Origin of the sequence: Fischerella thermalis PCC 7521 (assembly GCF_000317225.1) — a bacterium.
Taxonomy (GTDB): Bacteria; Cyanobacteriota; Cyanobacteriia; order Cyanobacteriales; family Nostocaceae; genus Fischerella; species Fischerella thermalis.
In genome coordinates this window covers 68,995-88,761 of sequence record NZ_AJLL01000012.1, presented here as the reverse complement: position 1 = coordinate 88,761, position 19,767 = coordinate 68,995, and the positions used below count along the sequence as shown (strand labels likewise).

General features: G+C 41.8%; 18 protein-coding genes. 8 read left to right on the top strand and 10 right to left on the bottom strand.

The annotated features are described in order from the left end of the window. Positions 1 to 205 precede the first annotated feature (205 nt). Both UYK_RS0103755 and UYK_RS0103750 read right to left on the bottom strand, forming a co-directional pair. On the bottom strand, positions 206 to 1,612 hold the full coding sequence (locus tag UYK_RS0103755) for a glycosyltransferase family 2 protein (protein WP_009457511.1): 1,407 nt from the start codon (positions 1,610 to 1,612) through the stop codon (positions 206 to 208). Beyond that, positions 1,566 to 2,540 (bottom strand): radical SAM protein, encoded by a 975-nt coding sequence (locus UYK_RS0103750; RefSeq protein ID WP_009457512.1) that lies wholly within the window; start codon positions 2,538 to 2,540, stop codon positions 1,566 to 1,568. The genes UYK_RS0103755 and UYK_RS0103750 overlap by 47 nt, the downstream gene beginning before the upstream one ends. A gap of 291 nt (positions 2,541 to 2,831) precedes the next feature. Here UYK_RS0103750 and ebsA point away from each other — a divergent pair, with 291 nt between their 5' ends. From ebsA to UYK_RS0103735, 3 genes are all read left to right on the top strand, one after another. Next, a complete protein-coding gene (gene ebsA / locus UYK_RS0103745; protein ID WP_009457513.1) occupies positions 2,832 to 3,206 on the top strand; it encodes a type IV pilus biogenesis protein EbsA in 375 nt (124 codons plus the stop codon). A gap of 274 nt (positions 3,207 to 3,480) precedes the next feature. Then, positions 3,481 to 4,575, top strand: coding sequence for a phosphotransacetylase family protein (locus tag UYK_RS0103740; protein WP_016870924.1), 1,095 nt, complete (start codon positions 3,481 to 3,483; stop codon positions 4,573 to 4,575). 147 nt (positions 4,576 to 4,722) lie between these two features. Continuing rightward, positions 4,723 to 5,094 carry an ATP-binding cassette domain-containing protein gene (locus UYK_RS0103735; protein WP_009457515.1) on the top strand — a complete coding sequence of 124 codons (372 nt, stop codon included), beginning with the start codon at positions 4,723 to 4,725 and terminating at the stop codon, positions 5,092 to 5,094. 454 nt (positions 5,095 to 5,548) lie between these two features. Here UYK_RS0103735 and chlP read toward each other — a convergent pair whose 3' ends face one another. Continuing rightward, positions 5,549 to 6,805 (bottom strand): geranylgeranyl reductase, encoded by a 1,257-nt coding sequence (chlP, locus tag UYK_RS0103730; protein ID WP_009457516.1) that lies wholly within the window; start codon positions 6,803 to 6,805, stop codon positions 5,549 to 5,551. Positions 6,806 to 6,986: 181 nt separating this feature from the next. Here chlP and UYK_RS0103725 point away from each other — a divergent pair, with 181 nt between their 5' ends. Both UYK_RS0103725 and UYK_RS0103720 read left to right on the top strand, forming a co-directional pair. Then, positions 6,987 to 7,436, top strand: coding sequence for a PDZ domain-containing protein (locus UYK_RS0103725; protein WP_009457517.1), 450 nt, complete (start codon positions 6,987 to 6,989; stop codon positions 7,434 to 7,436). A 377-nt stretch (positions 7,437 to 7,813) separates the two neighbouring features. Then, a complete protein-coding gene (locus tag UYK_RS0103720; RefSeq protein WP_009457519.1) occupies positions 7,814 to 8,443 on the top strand; it encodes a hypothetical protein in 630 nt (209 codons plus the stop codon). A gap of 531 nt (positions 8,444 to 8,974) precedes the next feature. On the opposite strand, the gene ftsH is transcribed toward UYK_RS0103720, so the two are convergent. Together ftsH and UYK_RS0103710 are read right to left on the bottom strand one after the other, a co-directional pair. Further along, on the bottom strand, positions 8,975 to 10,915 hold the full coding sequence (gene ftsH / locus UYK_RS0103715; RefSeq protein WP_009457520.1) for an ATP-dependent zinc metalloprotease FtsH: 1,941 nt from the start codon (positions 10,913 to 10,915) through the stop codon (positions 8,975 to 8,977). 86 nt (positions 10,916 to 11,001) lie between these two features. Further along, entirely contained in the window at positions 11,002 to 11,670 is a 669-nt protein-coding gene (locus UYK_RS0103710; RefSeq protein WP_009457521.1) for a DUF1614 domain-containing protein, read from the bottom strand. 97 nt (positions 11,671 to 11,767) lie between these two features. On the opposite strand from UYK_RS0103710, the gene UYK_RS0103705 reads away from it, so the two are divergent. Together UYK_RS0103705 and UYK_RS0103700 are read left to right on the top strand one after the other, a co-directional pair. Next, complete coding sequence (locus tag UYK_RS0103705; RefSeq protein ID WP_009457522.1) at positions 11,768 to 11,980, top strand: hypothetical protein; 213 nt, start codon at positions 11,768 to 11,770, stop codon at positions 11,978 to 11,980. A gap of 160 nt (positions 11,981 to 12,140) precedes the next feature. After that, complete coding sequence (locus UYK_RS0103700) at positions 12,141 to 13,292, top strand: AI-2E family transporter (RefSeq protein ID WP_009457523.1); 1,152 nt, start codon at positions 12,141 to 12,143, stop codon at positions 13,290 to 13,292. Between the two features lie 612 nt (positions 13,293 to 13,904). Here the strand turns inward: UYK_RS0103700 and UYK_RS0103690 are convergent. Continuing rightward, on the bottom strand, positions 13,905 to 14,693 hold the full coding sequence (locus tag UYK_RS0103690) for a helix-turn-helix domain-containing protein (RefSeq protein WP_009457525.1): 789 nt from the start codon (positions 14,691 to 14,693) through the stop codon (positions 13,905 to 13,907). Between the two features lie 34 nt (positions 14,694 to 14,727). Continuing rightward, positions 14,728 to 15,483, bottom strand: coding sequence for a pseudouridine synthase (locus UYK_RS0103685; protein ID WP_009457526.1), 756 nt, complete (start codon positions 15,481 to 15,483; stop codon positions 14,728 to 14,730). Positions 15,484 to 15,647: 164 nt separating this feature from the next. On the opposite strand from UYK_RS0103685, the gene UYK_RS0103680 reads away from it, so the two are divergent. Continuing rightward, positions 15,648 to 16,364 carry an LmeA family phospholipid-binding protein gene (locus tag UYK_RS0103680; protein ID WP_009457527.1) on the top strand — a complete coding sequence of 239 codons (717 nt, stop codon included), beginning with the start codon at positions 15,648 to 15,650 and terminating at the stop codon, positions 16,362 to 16,364. 216 nt (positions 16,365 to 16,580) lie between these two features. Here the strand turns inward: UYK_RS0103680 and dps are convergent, their stop codons facing one another. The 3 genes from dps to UYK_RS0103665 all read right to left on the bottom strand — a co-directional run bounded on the left by dps (position 16,581) and on the right by UYK_RS0103665 (position 19,716). Then, a complete protein-coding gene (dps, locus tag UYK_RS0103675) occupies positions 16,581 to 17,129 on the bottom strand; it encodes a DNA starvation/stationary phase protection protein Dps (RefSeq protein ID WP_009457528.1) in 549 nt (182 codons plus the stop codon). Between the two features lie 420 nt (positions 17,130 to 17,549). Beyond that, positions 17,550 to 18,443, bottom strand: a complete 894-nt coding sequence (locus tag UYK_RS0103670) for a helix-turn-helix domain-containing protein (RefSeq protein WP_009457529.1) — start codon at positions 18,441 to 18,443, stop codon at positions 17,550 to 17,552. Between the two features lie 391 nt (positions 18,444 to 18,834). Beyond that, a complete protein-coding gene (locus tag UYK_RS0103665) occupies positions 18,835 to 19,716 on the bottom strand; it encodes a phosphatidate cytidylyltransferase (RefSeq protein WP_016870920.1) in 882 nt (293 codons plus the stop codon). Positions 19,717 to 19,767: the final 51 nt, after the last annotated feature.

The following is a 19,767-nucleotide window of genomic DNA, read 5'->3' as shown; positions in this document are numbered from 1 at the left end:
CAGAATTGATGCAAGAGGTCTAATGATTCCTTAACAGTGCAAGAAAGCGGATTTATTCGTGGAGTCAATCCAAAATCTAAAATCCAAAATCCAATAATTGTCTGGCAAACCGCCAAAGAGTATCATGGCAGCCTTGAGCTTTGAACAAAATTCTAAAATGAACTAGGAAGCCCGCGCTCTACGCCAAGCGTGAGCGCTGGGTAATCTAATTACTTCCTGTATGTACAGTTTTCACCCATTTCAAACGCTTAGGACGCACAGACATGCGAGCGGTGGTGCTACTGATTACTATTAACCAGTGAAGCATATAAAGAGTACCACGCACAGTCTGAAGCAGCAGCATAAAATAACTAGACAAATTTAGCCCCTTTTGTTTTCTGATCCGTACCAGACCAGCAAACATACCTGCCATTGACATTGTAATAGTCAAGCCTGTCATAGGACTAAGTATTGGTAGACGATGCCGAGCGATCGCCATCAATAAATCTGGTACTGCTGCTGTGGGTAAGATGTACTGGCTGAGCAGAAAAACTAGTAAATCCCAGGTTTTGCGGCTACCCATGCGGTTTTTGAGAATTAAATCCCAATAATCTAAATACCGCTGATAACCGCCTTCTGCCCAACGGTTACGTTGATGCCAAAGAGCGATCGCACTGACTACGCCCTCTTCTTCAACTGCGGGGTCAAAGACATTTTCAATGTCCCAGTTGTCTAGGTGTAAACGGAATGTTAGATCCAAATCATCAGTGATCGTCTCTTCATTCCAGCCACCACAACGTTTGAGTGCTTCTCGCCGGACAAATTGACCGTTACCCCGTAGTTCACCCAATCCACCAATAACAGTCCGCCCTTGTTGGAAATAGGCATCTAATGCCATTTCTGCCATTTGTCCCTTTGTCCAAAAGTTTTCTTTGGCGTTGGCGATCGCTTTTCGCACTTGCACCGCTCCTACCTTTTGACGTTCAAACAAGGGAACAACTCGTAGCAGTATGTCTGGTGGAACTTGAGCATCAGCATCAAACACCGCCAAAACCTCACCCTGAGTTAGTGGCAAAACCTGATTCAAAGCTCCAGATTTGCCGCCACCTGCTCCTGGTGAACGTTGCAGAATTTTTAATTGATCGTATTTTTGGGCTAGTTCTGCTAAAAACTGCGGCGTGCGATCGCTGCTGTTATCATCAATAATCCAAACTTCGTACTTTCCTTCTGGGTATTCCAGACTGCAAAGATTTTTGACGAGTTTGCCAATCACAGCTTCCTCGTTTTTGGCAGCTACTAACACCGAAACATAGGGGTAATCACCCTCTAATTGCTCATGAGTACGGCGGGGTTTAGCAAACACCAGCACAAATACATGAAGCCCGATGATAGTAGTCAGTCCTAGTACGAACAAATAACCCCAAGAAACAAGATGCAACGCGATCGTGCCACTCCAGATCATAGTTAGAACTAGAGCCGCTTTGCGTCTGCGACCTTGAAACCGGGACGGATGAGACACACAAGGCGATGTCTCTTCTGCTAACTCCTCTTCCACCGCTAGCTCAGAAAGCAAAGAGTCAAGCGGATCAAGCTCTTTGTAAGAATCGTTTTCGGGCCAGAAATTCGCTGGCATAGGTCACTTGATTTAACCACCAGTATTTGTCAACACCCATAAAGAAGCTGGGTATTAGGTAACACCAAACTGTACACCCCTCACACACTTTTAACTTACCTTGAGATTGGCGGTAATTTTCTACCTCCTTCGACTCCCGATAAAGTTCGTAGAGCCGCCCCTGAATAGGAACTCCGGTTTGGGCAAAGTGATAACAAGGTAGCAACAGCTCGTCGTTAGGAGAAATTGCAATGACTGCATCTACCGCTTTGCAACGGGGATTTTTAGTGTCATTGCCCCCAGCTTCAATAAAAGCCAATGCAGCCTTATTGTACCCGACATTTTTGTATTTCTTGGCAGTAGCTTCTATTGCCGCCACCATTTGAGGAGTAGGATTTTTATTGGAGTTATAGTGTTCATGGGCTGTAAAAGCAGGGTTCAGCCAGACGCGCACACCCAAATTTTTACCCAGTTCACCCACTTCATCAATACGTTCGTAGTTTTGGGCAGTGACGGTATGATTGAGTACTGGAAATTCTCCCAGAGACTTAGCTATTTTTACCGACTCGACCAAATTGTCAAAAATTTTCACTCCACGCGAGTGATCGTGAGTCTCTGCATCCGCCCCATCCAAAGAGAAATTCAAAAAGTCCACTAAACCCTGAATTTCTTTTGCTTTGTGCGGATACAAAATTGTATTTGTGGTCATACTAGTATAAAAACCTTGGCGCTTCGCCTCGGTATATATCTGACCCACATCTTGCCGCAACAGTGGTTCACCACCTGTGAAGTCTACATATTTAACTCCCAGACGGCGTAAATCCTGCAAATTATGTTTGATCGTCTCAAAATCAGCTTCTTTTCCTGGCTCTAATGCCCAAATGTTACAAAAATGACATCGAGCATTACAACGATAAGTCAAGTAGTAGTTTGCAACCAGTGGTGCCATAAAATCCTATAGTGTTAAACCACTAAAGTTTTCCTTAAGACATCTTTAAACGTAGTTTACACACAGTCAATCATTATTTAGTTATTTGTAATTTGTCATTGGTTAGTGGTTGATTGTTGGTTGTTAGTGATTAGTAGTTAGTGGTAATTCCTCTACCCCTCATACTCCTCATACTCCTCATACTCCCCCCATCTCTCTCATAGAAAGTGTGTATAACAACACTCCTTTTGGGAACACTATGTAAGACCACTAGTATCCTTCGTTGTCAACTTACGTGAGGAATATTACAGTATGTCTTTTGAGCAACTTCAGCCTGCGACGCCACAACAAACAAATGTCTACTTGCCATACATTCAAAGCAGCAAGCGCAATTTCTTACCCTATGCCATCAGCCTCTATCACAAAGGTGTTTTGGAAGGACAACGCAAAATAGAAGGCAGTGAGAATATTCCTTTTGTGGCAACTTGGAATACTGCCACCCTACCCTCAGACTTAACCCGTTGTCGAATCCAGTTTGAAGGTAACGCAGAGCTAAGCTATGAAGTGATGATGGCTAGCTTCGAGTTCATAAATTTTTTAATTGAGATGATGGAAAATTATAAACGCTATCGACTTACCGATTTTTCTCAGAGCTTTTACCGTAAACTCTTACGGATAGATGAATGATATTGGTTGGTGGTTAGTAGTTAGTGGTTAGTGGTTAGTAAGTAGAGACGCGAGGAACATCGCAATCTGTACAATAATAGTTAGTGGTTATTCCTCCACTCCCCCCACTCCCCACACTCCCCCTACTCCCCACACTTCCCCCACTCTCCCCACTCCCCCCACCTCCCAATCCCCTAATGTCTCCTATGGCAACAACGCGATCGCACTAGTTCGCCCTAAAATTAGGAAACACCAAGCAAAGGTTGTGCCGACTTTTGAATTTAGGAGTGCATGTGTGCCAAAATCTGCTAAACATTTGCTAATTGGTTCGACGGAGGCTTACAGTGGCAAATCTGCAACTGTCCTGGGTTTGTCTCATCTGCTACAGCAAAAAGGATTGGATGTTGCCTATGGCAAACCCATAGGAACTTGTTTAAGTGAGTCTGCTGGTAGCATGGTTGAGGAAGATGTCCAGTTTATTGCAGGTAGCCTCAATCTGCCCGAAAACCGCATCGTACCATCCATGCTGGCTTTAAATGAAGCCACAATTCAAAAACGTCTGCGCGGGGAAGACAAAACCGATTATTGCCAAGCTTTAGTACAGCAATATCTACAAATATCGGTTGGTCATTTGGTGTTGCTAGAAGGGCCAGGTAATCTGGAAGAAGGCAGTTTGTTTAACTTGTCTTTACCACAAGTGGCTGAAATAATTGATGCTGCTGTGGTATTAGTTAGCCGCTATCAATCGCTGCTCTCGGTTGAGTCCTTGCTGTCTGCTAAACAGCGACTAGGAAAACGTCTAATTGGTGTCGTGATCAACGACGTTCCTGCACAACAAATACCAGCTTTAGATAAAACTATTCGTCCATTTTTGGAACAGCAGGATATAGCTGTGTTAGGAATATTGCCCAAAAACGACTTGTTACGTAGCGTCAGCGTTCGTGAACTAGTAAATCAATTAAATGCCGAAGTTCTTTGTCGCAGCGATCGCTTAGATTTAATGGTGGAAAGTTTAGCTATTGGAGCAATGAACGTCAACGCTGCTGTTAAGTATTTTGGCAAGCGTCGGAATATGGCAGTAGTGACAGGGGGCGATCGCGTCGAAATTCAGCAAGCAGCTTTGGAAACTTCCACCCAATGTCTGATTCTGACTGGACAACTACCACCACCTAATTTCATTCTCACCCGCGCTGAAGAACTAGAAATACCTATCCTATCAGTAGATTTAGATACATTAACTACTGTAGAAATTGTGGATCGGACTTTTGGGCAAGTGCGCGTCCACGAACCAGTTAAAGTCCACTGCATTCGTAATTTAATGGCTGAACATTTTGATATTGCTCGTTTGCTCAGTCTCCTGGATTTAAGTCCAGCAGCTGCCTTGCCATAAAGTATACTCGTTCTCTACGGATTAAGGTTGCTAAGGTTCACAGCAAAATTACTAACAGTTTAGATGTTTTGGCTGGTGTTCCCTCAATTGTGTTTGGGTTATTTGGCAATGTTTTCTTTTCTGAGTTGTCTAAATCGCTAGACAGATATGATTCCCCAGTGTCGCATCAGGGGGCAAATTCGGGTTGGGAACTTAGAAGTTTTACATAGCAAAACAAATGCGATCGCACTCCGGCGTCAAGTCGGGATGATTTTCCAAAAGCCCAACCCCTTTCCTTTGTCAATTGGGAAGAATTTAGAATTACCACTGCAAGAACATGGTATTCGCGAACGCCACCAAATCAAGGATGTAGGACTGTGGGATGAAGTCAAAGATAGACTGCAAGCCTCAGCCTTGGCACTTTCTGCCATCGCCAATCAAGTGGCCTTGTTTTGGGTGCAAGAGGGTGTGGGAAAATTAACTAACCCTGTTCTGTCACTCTCGGAAAACAATAATCTCATCCAAATTCTGAGACTTTGATTTAATCCGGGTTTGAGACTTTATTTTCTAACAGAAACTAAAATTTGTAGACGAAAAGTGGAAACTAAAGCCCCGTAACCATTTGAGCGATTGGATTCTCCCAAAGTGACAAATGAGGGCTAAATCCGGTTCAGTAGAGCAAATTTTTGATCATCCCCAACATCCCCTGACAACCGCTTATGTAACAGGTGCGAGAGCTTGATGATGTCAATCTGTGTTTATCGCCTTGCACTGTGTTCGATTTCCAAAAAATGATTTTTTCATATCCAAGGACAAAAATACCCTGAAAAAATTAGCTAAGTCGACGCTGTCAGAAAACCATTTATGAGTCAAGTCTACTGCTTGATAGTGGTTTATTCCTCAAGACTAGACGCACCCAAAACGGAGAATTTCCCCAAATCAGGTGCGTCTTATGTGTCCTCTTCTCAATAACCCTTTGTCTCAACTTCTGAGATCAGGGAGCAAGGGCATTACCGCGAATTAAGCTACCAATGGTCTTGGCAGTAATTTTGAGCTGGGTAATAGGATTAGCCGGCACAACGGTTTTGTACAGATAGCTATCAAAAGTTAGCCTTTGTACATCAAGGTCAGCACACATTTCCACAAATGCCTCGCGGGTGGCATCGGAACGATAAAATACGGTTTGTAGCAGGTCTAATACTTTGTAGGTGAGTCCGTATTTCTTATCCCAACGCTTTAAGTAAACCTTAAGGTCAGCTTCCGTGGGGATGCGAATACCGCCGTTGGACACTTCTACAATGGTTTCAGCACACATGCGCCCAGATTTAGCAGCAAAGTAAATACCTTCTCCAGAGGATTTGGTAACATAACCTGCTGCATCTCCGACCAAGGCGACACGACCGACGACGCGACGGGGACGGGGGTGTTCCGGGATGGGATGTGCTTCTACTTTAATGATTTGACCGCCTACTAGTTTACGGGCAGCACGGGCGCGGATACCAGCTTGCAGTTGTTTGATGCTGGCTTTGTTTACATGCATTGTGCCAGTACCGACGGCTACGTGGTCGTATTTGGGGAAAACCCAAGCGTAGAAGTCGGTAGAAACGTCGTCACCGACGTACATTTCTGCTAGGTCATTATAATAGGCCATTTGCTCTTGGGGCAGGCGAATCCGCTCTTGGAAAGCGATCGCATAATTATAATCCCCAGCATCTATCTCTTTGGCAATACGGGAGTTTGCCCCATCCGCCCCAATGATTAAATCAACTTTGAGGGTTTTGGCAATGCCTTGGGCCCCACCTTCTGTATGGTCTACATAATGGATGGTATAGGGGTCAGTGTTGTTTCTGGGTATATCTAGTTTATGAACAGTCGCATTTATTAAATTTGCGCCTAGCTTTGCCGCACGATTCCGCAGATAACCATCCAGCACCTCGCGACGGCACATTCCTATATATTCTTCTTGTTTTACTAAATTGATATCAACCTCACGATTAGAGGGTGAAATCATTTTCATCTTCCGCACTTGGCGATCAATAATATCCTGAGGCAGGTCAAACTCACTGACCATGCACAGGGGAATTGCACCGCCACAGGGCTTGGCATTGTCTAGCTTGCGCTCGAACAAGTAGGTTTCAATCCCAGCTTTTGCCAAAGTTTCTGCGGCAGATGAGCCAGCTGGGCCTGACCCAACAACAGCAACCCGTAGTGTCAAAGGTCTACTCCCAATCTTAACTTTTACCGAAAGCATCGTATCACGGACTTTTGGGTCATTTCTCTCTGTCTGTTGGGATTTCACGGAATTGCAATATTCCTTAATGTTTCGCAATCAAAAATGCACTTTAATAATATATTCTTATGTATTTGATTGTACACAGTCTATAGTCAGACAATTTTTGGATCAATGAGGCACGGGTGGCAAAGTTTCACTTTTGGTCATTGATTTTTCCCATTACCTATTACCAGCCTACGCGACAGTATTAAGTATTCATCAAAGAATCGCCCAAGAGCTGATTACTGAGGGAAAAGTTGAATATCCCTACTTGGGTATTGAGATGCTGCCTATCACACCTGAAATTAAGCAAAGAATTAATAATTATCCTAATAGTAATCTTCGTATTGAAGCAGAGCAAGGACTTCTGATTGTCCGTATAATTTCTGGTTCTCCGGCTGCTAGATCCGGGCTACGCATAGGAGATGTTATCCAAGAAGTTAATAATCAACCAGTTACTACTCCTAGCCAACTTCTCCAGATTCTTGACAAAAGTGGGGTAGGTAGCAACTTGCAAATCGAAGCGCTGCGTAACGGACAGACTTTGCAATTTACAGTACGACCTGAACCACTTCCATCTCCAACTAATACTAATCCCAACAACTCGTAGTTAATAGCAGTGTCTTTACACAATTGATTAATCACATCAAAAAAGCTTTGTTTGCTGCGGCTATCATCTTTAATTTTGAAATATTACAAGTTAGTTACGCAGTATAATTTTCATTTTGACTTCTCTCTTGAGAGTCAAATCTTTATCTATCTGTAGTTTTAATTTGTGAGCCATCAGAAGAGTAGAAAATATTATAAATGCATGAATACTATTTCTTAAGTAGTAATTTTTCAACTTATATTCCATAAGTCACAATTTTTTCACTATTGGAATTTAAGCTGGAATTAAAGGAATATTTCTACCTATTCTAAATGAGAAATAAAAATCAAAATTAAATCTTGTACTTGCCAATTTATATTGAATCAATGGAGATATCTATGAATCAACAAAATCTCAAAACAACAAGACATATAGAGCTATTAGGAAGTATCTTTGGCGGTTTATTAATCGGTTTGTCAGTTACATCCCTAGCTGCATCAGCAGCTCCTTCTTCTGCACTCAACCCCTGTCCCAGAATTTTCTACGAAGAGCCACATAATAATCGAGTTTTGGTTCCGCAGGGATGTCCACCGAATGCTGCAACCCTGAGACAGCAAGGTCAAGTATCTGGAGAACAGACTACTCCTGTTGCTCCTGGTGTTACAGGCGTAACTCCGATACAACCACCTTTGCCAGAAACTAGACAGAATCCGATCGCCACCATCACACCAACAGCAGGTACGGTAGATGTGAGAATCAAAAATAACACTAATGCCAGTGTTTCCTATCAGGCGATCGGACATACCGAGCCACGATCGCTTGCAGGTAGAGAAGAAATTGTCTTGCAAGGTCTACCAACACCTGTAACCATAACAATGGTACGTGAAGATGGAGGACTACTCCAAGTTCAGCCCACCTCTGATTCCCCAGAGGGAGTACTAACAGTTTTGCTGGATGAAACAACTAACTTCAATAACAGTCGGAGTGCATTGAGAATTCAACAGGATGGTCAGGTCTTTTTGAACTAAATCAGCTTAAAAGTTGCTGTTGCAAATATCTATTTAGTGTCGTTTGTATACCTTTTGTATCCCTACCCAACACATACTTACACTTATAAACATGTGGGTGTGTGAATAGGGATTTTTCACAATTGCTCCACAATTTGAGCATTGTTGTGATGTATTTTTGGAAGTGACAATAAATAATAATAGACCTCTTGAGCATATCTTTTACTCCACCCTAACCTTCCCCCGATAGTCGGGGGGATTAAGGGGATAAATCCAACTTGTGTATTGCGGCGTTCAAGGGGGTTTTGAGGATTCACGCAAGAAGTCTAATGAGCAGAAATATTACTAAAAAAGTGATCGCATATCTACTATATAGAGGCGATCGCTTTTTTGGGATTCATTGATACGAACTACCTACGCACTCCGCTTAAGCTACGTGCGAGGTTTCTGACGCTTCAACTGCTGAACTTTCCTAAACCCTCCACAAGGCTGCGGGTTTTTAGAAAGAGGTTCAGCATCGGCGTTTGAGAGGCTAGTTCCTAACCCCTTGGCTTAAACTAGAAGTGTTTGCATTAAAGGCTGATCTTCTGATATCTTGCCTGTCCGCAACCATTCTTCTAACTGTGCTGGTGCTTTGGCTTGATTGAGTTTCTCGCGCAGTTCTGCACCCTCGAGAATTTCTTTTTGCAACAGTTCCTGAGCGGTTTGTTCTAGCAAGTCACGGTTTTCGTGCAAAATAGTTAAAGCTATGTGATGAGCATTATCTACTATTTGCTTTACTTCACGGTCAATTTCCTCAGCTACTTGTGGACTAATAGAGCGACGCGGATTACCGTAACCTTCAATGAACTGTTGTTGAATCTTCTCAAATGCCACAGGGCCAAGTTTATCGCTCATTCCGTAGAGAGTAACATAGCGTTCTGCTAAATCAGTGGCTTTTTGGATGTCGTCACTAGCACCAGTGGAGACTTTACCAAACACTGTTTCTTCTGCGGAACGTCCACCCAAAAGGATAGCAATACGACCACGAATTTCATCTTCAATCATCAAGAAGCGGTCTTCTTCCGGCATTTGAATTGTATAACCTAAAGCACCCACGCCTCGAGGTACAACGGAGATTTTTTCGACTTTACCAGATCCTGGCATCAAAGCACCAATAATGGCGTGACCAACTTCGTGATAAGCTACAGTCTTCTTCTCGGTTTCATTGAGGACGCGAGAGCGTTTTTCTAAACCAGCTACAAGGCGCTCGATCGCTTCGTTGAAATCTGCCATTGTCACTGCTTGGCGATTTTGCCGTGCAGCCATCAGTGCAGCTTCATTCACTAGGTTAGCCAAGTCTGCTCCAGCAAAACCAGGGGTTTTAGCGGCGATAATGCCCAAGTCTACATCTTCAGCTAATTTAACGTTGCGAGCATGAACTTTAAGAATTGCTTCTCGACCAATTTTATCAGGACGATCTACAACTACTTGACGATCAAAACGTCCGGGACGGCGCAAGGCTGGATCAAGGACTTCTGGGCGGTTGGTTGCAGCAATAATGATGACACCGGTATTCGCATCAAAGCCGTCCATCTCGGTGAGTAACTGGTTGAGGGTTTGTTCCCGTTCATCGTTACCACCCATGATTGGACCTGCACCACCACGAGATTTACCCAGGGCGTCTAATTCATCAATAAAGACGATACAGGGTGCTTGTTGTTTCGCTTGTTCAAATAAGTCACGCACACGGGCTGCACCTACACCCACAAACAGCTCGATAAATTCGGAACCAGAGATGCTGAAGAAGGGAACACCTGCTTCCCCAGCAATGGCTTTGGCTAACAGGGTTTTACCAGTTCCGGGAGGACCTACCAACAATACACCTTTGGGGATTTTAGCGCCCAAACGGGTGTATTTAGCAGCATTTTTCAGGAAGTCTACGATTTCTTCTAGTTCGGCTTTAGCTTCATCTACACCAGCAACATCTGTAAATTTTACACCTGTTGTTCCTTCGGAATAGATACGAGCTTTGCTTTTACCTACAGTAAGTGCAGCAGGGCCACTACCACCACGATTGAGTAAAAAGCCCCAAATTCCAAAGAATATTAATGGTGGTACAACCCAACTCAAAAGAGTGGAAATCCAACCATTTTGGTTTGGTGGCGGTGCTGCAAATTCGACATTATGGTCGCGGAGAATCTTAGGTAAATCCAGATCAACTGCTATGGGTGTGGTTTGGAAAACCTGTTCAACAGTTTTGCCATCGGGCGTTTGAGTTTTGATGGAATATTCAATGCGATCGCTACCTACAACCGCCCGATCAACTTTGCCTGCTTCTACCTGAGCCACAAAATCACTATAGGGGACTTGTGGCAACCTGGGGCCAAAAAAACTGGGAACAATAAAGTTAAGGAGTAACAGTAGGGTAAAAAGGATCAGCAAACTACCACCAAACTGTCGTACCCTTGAGGGTTTAATGGGATTTTTATTATTGTTAGTTTCTACAGGCATTTTTGATTTACTCTCCGATTGAAAAGTTTGTTTTGTTGTTTGTTGGTGGTTGTTGGAATCACCAATCAACAACTAACTACCAACCATCAACTTAATAAAAGCGCAAATAAACCACACAAAGCGATACCATCAAATACGCCAGCACCTCCAATACTTAATACTCCTGAACTTTTAGCGACAATATCCTTCAGGTGCAATAAATCAGCACCAATTAAAGTTCCCAAAATGCCGCCTGCAAAAGCAACAGGCGCTGCATGGGAAGAAGCAATTAACATAGCTGACACAGCAGCAGTCAAGGGCGCTAGTAAGGGGTTCATTTGGATACCAATGCCTGGCACTACCCGCGCTGCATAGTAGCTTACTGCTGTGACAATCGCAGTCACTGACAAAATAGCTAATATATTTCCTTGCGTAAATTGATACAACGCTAATAGTACAGGGATTAAACCACCACCAACATTGAGAGCTATGATAGTGGAACGTTGCACCTTCCTCAGAGGAATACCCCAAAATTCCTTTAACCACAAATCAATAAAGTCATTTGCTACAACAATATCAGATTGAGTCTGATACAAAGGTATATTGATGGTGCTGCCTAAAATCACCAGTGCCAACAATAGAAAAGCTATATTAGGAGAAAATCCCAACTTAGCTACTGCGATTTGTACCACATCTACTGCTAGCGCTAACCAGAGAAAAGGGACTAGTAGCAGCAGCAGCAGAAATAATAGTAGTGAAACTGGCAAATAGATCATAAAGGGTGTGCAAGCAGGGGGTTTGCTTTTGCTCTGCTTGAATTTATTGTAAAAATTGGGTGTTACAATTCGTTTTCGTGTGTACCCCCCTATCACAATGGCAATAGCCGTACTTTCTATGAAAGATCAACTTAGCTTTGTTTTAAAGGTATTTTTACTCTCTGTTGTGATTTCGCTATTGATTAAGTATGTGGGTCCTTTTATCTTTATACCTGCGACGTCAGTCAACGCTTTGATTATAGTTTTATTCCCGACTGTGATGATGGCGATCGCTCTGGCGTGGCGATTTCAAGCCCACAAACAAAGTTAGCTTATCCCTAAAAGGTGAAAGTTGCTAAAATCAGCTAACCTAGCTGCTTTTTACAGTTATCAGTTATCAGTTAACAGTTATCAGATTTGCCTGTTCACTGAAAATTGGTAGGTGATGACTGATTTCAGATAGCAGCCTATTAACTGCCAGGAGTTAAGGCGTGAATCTAGGTCAATGGATAGGCTTAATTGCCATACTTTTATCACTGTATATATTATGGCAACTTAAAGAAGTACTTCTACTGATATTTGCTGCGATTGTACTCGCAACTACCTTAAATCGTCTCGCTCGCAGATTTCAACGTTCGGGCATGAGACGCGGATTTGCTGTAGCTTTGTCAGTAGGCATTTTTATAGCTGGTATTATTGGTTTTTTCTGGCTCATCGTCCCGCCTTTTGCCGTTCAGTTTCAACAACTCACCTATCAGGTTCCTAGAGGTATAGAGCGTTTTAATACTTGGCTTTTCCATCTCAGATCAGCCCTTCCTAGGGAGATCACTCCATATATTCCTGATATCAACAGTTTGAGCCAACAAGCACAACCATTTATTAATCGTGCAGTTGGTACTTCTTTTGCCGTTGTTTCTGGCTCTTTAGAAGCTGTTCTCAAAATATTATTAGTGCTTGTTTTAACAGGGATGTTCTTAGCTGAACCCCAAGCGTACCGCAAGTTATTTATTCGGTTATTTCCTTCCTTCTATCGACGACGAGTAGATGGAATTTTGGATAGATGTGAAGTTTCCTTAGAAGGATGGGTTACAGGCGCTTTTATCGCCATGTCTGTAGTAGGACTGATGAGTGTCATCGGCTTATCAATTTTGCGAGTTCCCGCCGCCCTAGCTTTAGGGGTTTTAGCAGGATTTTTAAACCTGATTCCTAATCTAGGCCCAACACTCAGTGTCATCCCAGCAATGGCGATCGCTCTTTTGGATGCTCCCTGGAAATCTCTGGCTGTCTTGGGACTCTACTTTTTTATTCAACAAGCTGAAAGCAATTTCATCACGCCAGTGGTGATGGCGCATCAGGTTTCCTTACTACCAGCGATTACTTTAATTGCTCAACTATTTTTCGCCTATTTATTTGGCTTTTTAGGCTTATTTTTAGCTCTACCACTAACTGTTGTAGCTAAAATTTGGTTGGAAGAAGTTTTTGTGAAAGATGTTTTAGATAAATGGAATGGTAAGTCTAAAAGAGAAACTGAATTTGTCATAGTTTCTGATAAATTAAACGAGGAAACTGCAAAAGCAACAGATGATTTAGTAGTCAAAAAAATCACAAATAACGAAGAACAATCTGGCATTGATGACGATTAAAAGAGGGGAGATAAGGGGGACAGGGGAAAACGAGAGAAAATAAAAAACTAACCACTTAACCAATGTAGAGACGTGCCATAGCACGTATCTACAACAACCACTGACCACCAACCACTAACTACTAACCACTAACAAAACTCTAAAACTTCTCCACTGCAGGTCGCAAATCCAGTTCTAAAGTCCAAGCAATTGTATCCTGTTTGTAGAGTTACCAGTAAGTTTCGGCTATAGCATCTGGTGAAACTAAAGTGTGTGCATCTTGGTATTAATCAGTATGAGTTGAAGGCGATCGCACTACTATTTGACATGATTGACTGGATTGTCTTTATCTTCTGCCCAGTGTATAGGATTTTCAACAATGTATTGGCGAATTCTATGCCATGATTCCTCATTACGATTACCTATGACTGCTAAAAAAGCGTTGCTGAATCAAAATATGAATTTACAATTTACGGATGGGATCATACGTAGCAATGCTACGTCTGGTCAAGGATTTGGCATATAACTACAAAATATACACAAACATAATTCATGACCAAATTCAGCAACACCAAAAAAATAGTGCTGCCATGTTTTGGACATGGCAGCACAAGTTTATAATTCACAATTTAATTAAAACCTTGTATTAGCAGCGATCGTCACTTCTTTTTGTTTTCCTGGTTCTCCCAGTTGCTTAGCTTTTTCTTTATTGATGCTTACTAATACACCACCAGCATTGTTAGTTCTGACTGTTAGTTGCTCTTGAGCTTTCCAAGTCTTGTGAGTTCCTTCTGGTAGTTCACCTTCATACTCTACCTTGCCATCAACTAATACCTGAATCCAAGATTTTTCTGTGAGGGTCAAACCAATTTGCACTTGTTGAAGATTTACACTTTTATTTATATCACTAACAGGCTGAAACTTTTGCGATTGAATTACAGTCTCTTGATTCTGGTTGGGCTGATTTTGATTATTTTTTGCTGCTTGCAAAGCATTAGCATTTAATAACTGAGATAAGCCACCTACAGAAAACAAAATCATAAATATGTAAAGTATGTAAAGATGCAATGGACGTAACTCACCTATTGGTGCACGTTTCCAACTAGATTTTAAGCTCACTCGATGAGTTCCAATCGGAAAACTACTGGCAAATTCGGCACCATTCAAACCTAATGCATCAGCAAATTGCCGAATTAAACCCTGAATGTAAACTGGTTCGGGTAGTTCTGCTAAATTACCTTCTTCAATTGCCTGCAACAGCCGCCGGGGTATTCTGGTTAATACAACCATTTCGTCTAATGATAAACCTTTTTCCTTACGTGAGGAGTTAAGTTGTACACCCATTACTGCTAACTTTTCCCTTTGCTGTTGTTCTAATGAAATTGTCAACTCATGCTTATTTTTCTTGCTTAACCAATTCATGTCTTATTTTTACTCCTCAAATCTAGCTCAATCGTTAATAGGAATCTGCTTTAACTTTTTGTAAAAAGCGAATTTCACTTTCTTCTAGGTGACGATATTCACCTTCAAGTAAGGGTTTATTTCCAGGCGATTTTAGTTGAATCGGGCCTATGGCGGTACGATGCAATTTAATTACTGGATGTCCTAGGATTTCGGCGACACGGCGAATCTGACGATTTCTTCCCTCCTTTAAAATGATTTCCAAACAAGTAGTATCAGCAAATTTTTTGATTAATTTCACCTGTGCTGGTCGTGTCTTTCTTCCGTCTAACAGCACACCCTGACGCCATGTGCGTAGTACTGATTCGGTAGGATGTCCTTCTACTAAAACACGATAAGTTTTGGGGATACTATGGCGTGGATGGGTAAGCCAGAATGTTAACTCTCCGTCGTTTGTCAGGATGATTGCTCCTGTGGAGTCTATATCCAAGCGACCAACAGGGTGAATACCTTGACCAAAGTGCAATTCTGGTGGTAACAGATCTAAAACAGTCTTTCTTCCTTGGGGATCATGGCAAGTGGAAACTACACCTATGCCTTTGTGTAGTAGCAGATACACTAAAGTCGGACGCTGCTCAGATGATACTGGCTTGCCGTCAACCGTGATTGTATCTTTTTGAGGATCTACTTTTTGGCCCAAGTGTGCTAAATCACCATTGACCCGGACGCGCGATCGCCTAATCATTTCTTCGGCTTGACGGCGTGAGGCAATACCCCATTGGGATAAGATTTTTTGTAACCTTTCCTCCATGCGGAAATTACTTGACTTTTAGTCAATAATAAAACACACGATTAATTGCACAAAATTTTACCTTTGCGGTTGGTACTGAGTAGCCGCAAATGATACAGTTAAGACTTGTTTAAATATTTATAGATTTGTAAGTAATTAATCATAAGCAAATAATAGAGTGGTAGATGGCACAAAACAACTTGGAAAGGCTAACTCAAAACAAAAAAATTCACATCATTACGAATGTGCTGACGAAAGCACTCAAATTATGGCTAAAATCCCAAGTTAGCCAAGTCTCTCAGTTGGAAGTCGAGATTAAGGCGAGCGATCGCGATATTCTCTCTGGTTACATTCCTTGGGTGTCGATTTTTGCTAGTCACGTCGTTTACCAAGATATTCATCTTACGCAAATTCAACTGGTGGCAGAAAATATTCGTATCAACATTGGCTCAGTACTCAAGGGTCAGCCACTACGGCTGTTAGAAACTGTACCAGTGGTTGGCGAAGTCATAGTAGAGGAGGACGAACTTAACGCTTCTGTTTCATCTTCTTTGTTGTCAACTGCTTTAAATGATGTACTGGATAAACTTTTACCAGAACAGTGTCCAAAATCCAAGTCAATTTTTTACCAAAAAATTATTCTTGATGACAGTCGGATAATACTTTACATTTCTCAACCTACTGAAACCAACCCCACAGTTTTAGAAGTGTGTGCAGACATTGAGTTACTCAGCGCTCATGAGTTGCACATATCATACATCCAGGCAAAAAACAATAGGGGAATAGTTCTAGAAAGCTATAATGGACACTATCTCAATTTGGGTTCAGATGTTGATATCCAACACCTAAAACTGTTCCCAGGAAAATTAGTTTGTCACGGACGAATTAGTGTTAACCCTTAATCAGGGGAAAAGAGAAAAGGAAAGAAAGATACCTTTTTCCTTTAACCCTTATCCTCCTCCCCTGCGAAGCTTATATCAAGTTCGGCTAATTGGTTACGATATTATGCTTCGTTGTTGGGTATTGGGCATTAGGCATCGGGCATGGAAAAATCATCAGTATCTTAATTACCCATTACCAGCCTGCGCGACAGTATAAGTATTCAAGCGAACATAATATTAGTTATATTCTGCCAGTTGATTACTCACTTGCAAAACCGAATTGACCAGATGAGCATCTAGGAACCATAAACGCTTATCAACCACCATAGAAACTTCTGCATAAAGATAGGCTGTGTCAGCGTCCCCCAAAACGGCTGTTCGATCAATGTTTTCCCAGAGTAAATTTCCGTATATAGCCAAACGCTCTGCGATCGAACTCACATGATCTTTACCTTCTACAATATGAAGGGGATATTCAGGTAAAACTGATAACCCTGCTGCACTCCGAGCAGTACCAATTGCCAAACCTCCAAGAGTTGTGACTCGCTGCGCTAGCAAATCAATATACAAATCTAATTCAGCTGCGATTTCATTAAACAACTCGTGCAGATTGTGGGAATTTGTAATATCAACATTCCAATATGCCTGCTTAATTTGAGTCTTGAGATCGATCGTGGTTGCCAGCGTTTGATTGAGAATATCAATAAGTTGCGCTCGAACTTGTAAGGGTAGACTAATTTCATATGTATCCAGGCGCTTACCACAAGGCTCACTACTACCGTTCATTCGCTCTCCTTAGAGAAGAAAGGAAAAATATCTAGTGGTAGAACGCCCAGCTAGCGCTTTTGGCACAAGTATCTGTTGAGATGCACTTTCAGACTTTTGCTTAAAGCTTTGCTCCCCCTCACACCTGTTGATTACCTTACAAGCACCAGACTCATCGCAGAGGTTAGGGTAAAGAAGAGGGGAAAAAGGGAAAGGGTTAATTATAGATGAAAAGTCCCTTTACCCTTAATATTTAAACTTTACCCATCGGTTTACTTTGGGTTGTAGACAGCTAGCTACCTGTTAGGGCAGATATTGAGGGGATTGCTAGGGCTGAACACCACTAGCCGATACCAATAGGGATTTTAAATCTTCTATCTAAATGTAGATGAACTTGATTGTTGCTGTATAGATGATTATTGCTTTTTTAGAATATTATTGCTATTTCCTACGTAATTCTTTGGGTGTAACTCCCAATAGACGCTTGAAATGACGTGTAAATTGGCTTTGATCTGCAAAACCTACGATGGAAGCAACTTCAGATATTTTGAGTTTACTCTGTAAGAGTAACATCTTAGCACGCTCAATTCGACAGTGAATTACGTACTGATAGGGAGAAAGACCTGTGGATTGCTTGAATAATCGGGCAAAGTGATATCTACTCATACCAACTTCCTGAGCCATTGCTCCCAACAACAAATCTTCTGCCAAATGGTCAATGATATATTCTGTTACCCTTTGTAGCTTGTGTTTGGGTAAACCTCCTCGGTAATCTTGCAGAGAGTGTTTTGGAGCAGAGTAATGCTGCAACAAATGGGCTGACAATGCAGTTGCCATAGAATCAGCATACAGACGACTAACAGAATTGTTAGATTCTAGTGCGCTCTTGAGGGCAAGCCCAATTTGATAAATCAAAGGATCAGGTTTGGAAAAGTGTGGTATGATTTCAACTACGTCTGAATCAAGTGATTCATTGGCAATTCTGGCGACTAATTCAGAATCCAAAGTCAAAGCAATAAATTCAGATTCCTCTACAGTGATTGCTCTGTGAGTTACGTAGGGTGGGATGACTGCAACATCCCCTGGCATGGAGGTCTCACTTTTATGGCATTCACCTAGCCATCTTTCCAATGCTAACTGACATCTAATCCTGATTACAAGCACATAATTAGTAGAGTAATGTTCCGGGCTTTCATAGGCAGGCTGGACGTGATACTCCAAACCTAGTTTTTCCCATCCTGATTCATGGCTTGATAATATGGGCGGTTTGGTGAGAACATGCTTACGAACATCTACTCTAGTCACATCAATGGCCAGGGACTGTTCCCCTCGCATTAGCTTCTCCTTTGCCGCTGGGCTGTTATTGCCACTTTTTCAAAAAATTATTTGTATGAGTACGAAGTGGTTGGTTGAATGTAGCCTATAAATTGATATAGTTTGTCAATAACTGTTATGTAACAACGTTGTCTATTGTATTGAGATAATATAATATTTGTTATCTTTATTAAAGTATATTTTTAGGGTTACTTTTTAAAGTCAATAGTTGAGATTTCTAATCTTTGCCATCAGCACCACTAGAAATTCAATTAGATTTATGAAGTTAGGCTTTGGGGAGTGGGGATTAGGGGCAGTGGGGAGATGGAGAGATGGGGAGTAAGAGATAACAACTAACAACTAACTACTAACTACTAACTACCACCAACCACCAAGAAACTATAACCACTAACTAAATCAATAACGGTAATAGAAGAGATATAAAATAGTAAACTAAAGGAGCTGTAAAAATATAACTATCAGTACGGTCTAAAATGCCACCATGACCAGGAATTAGTTGTCCTGAATCTTTGACGCCAGCATCCCGTTTTAGCATTGATTCAGTTAAGTCACCTAAAAGACCAGCGACCCCAATTAACAAGCCCAATATCAAACCAGTAATAGGGTATTTAGGCCAGTTAAAATAGTAAGCCGTAGCAAATGCAACCATTACACTCGCAGCAACACCAAACACAGCACCTTCTACAGTTTTTTTCGGGCTAATATCAGATAAGGGGGTTTTGCCAAAAAATTTACCAAAGGTATAAGCACCAATATCTGCTGCCCAGATACAAAGGAAAGTCATCAGTGTAGCTGTGAGACCATCTGGTAAAGTAACTGAGTGTTTATGTGCGAAGAAATCTGCCCAACTTGGAGGCCAGTAGCCTCCCAGAGGAAGATTGCTATCTGTGGTGTTAAATGCTCGCAATCTTACCCAGTAACTCGGTAAATAGCCGGTATAAAAAAGCCCCAAAATTGAAGCGGAAATATCCGCGATCGTAGCCATTTTGGGTTGAAATAGCAAGTAAAAACAGATAAAAGTACCTGCCAAGGGCATAACAGCATCAGCCAAGTAGCCATCTAGTGTACAAATTGCTAGGAGAATTTGACTGACAACCATAGTGGTTTTGACAGTAGGAGCTATGCTTTTTGCTCTGACCAAATCAAAAAATTCGTTTTGACCTAAAAAGATAATGATTGCAAATACGATAGTAAAGTACCATCCACCCAAAACAGTTGCTGATAAAGCAACAGCGATCGCAACAATTCCACTAAAAATTCGAGACCAAGGCATAGGTAGAAAATAGAGACTAGGGACTGGAGACTAATCAATTAAGATTTTTTA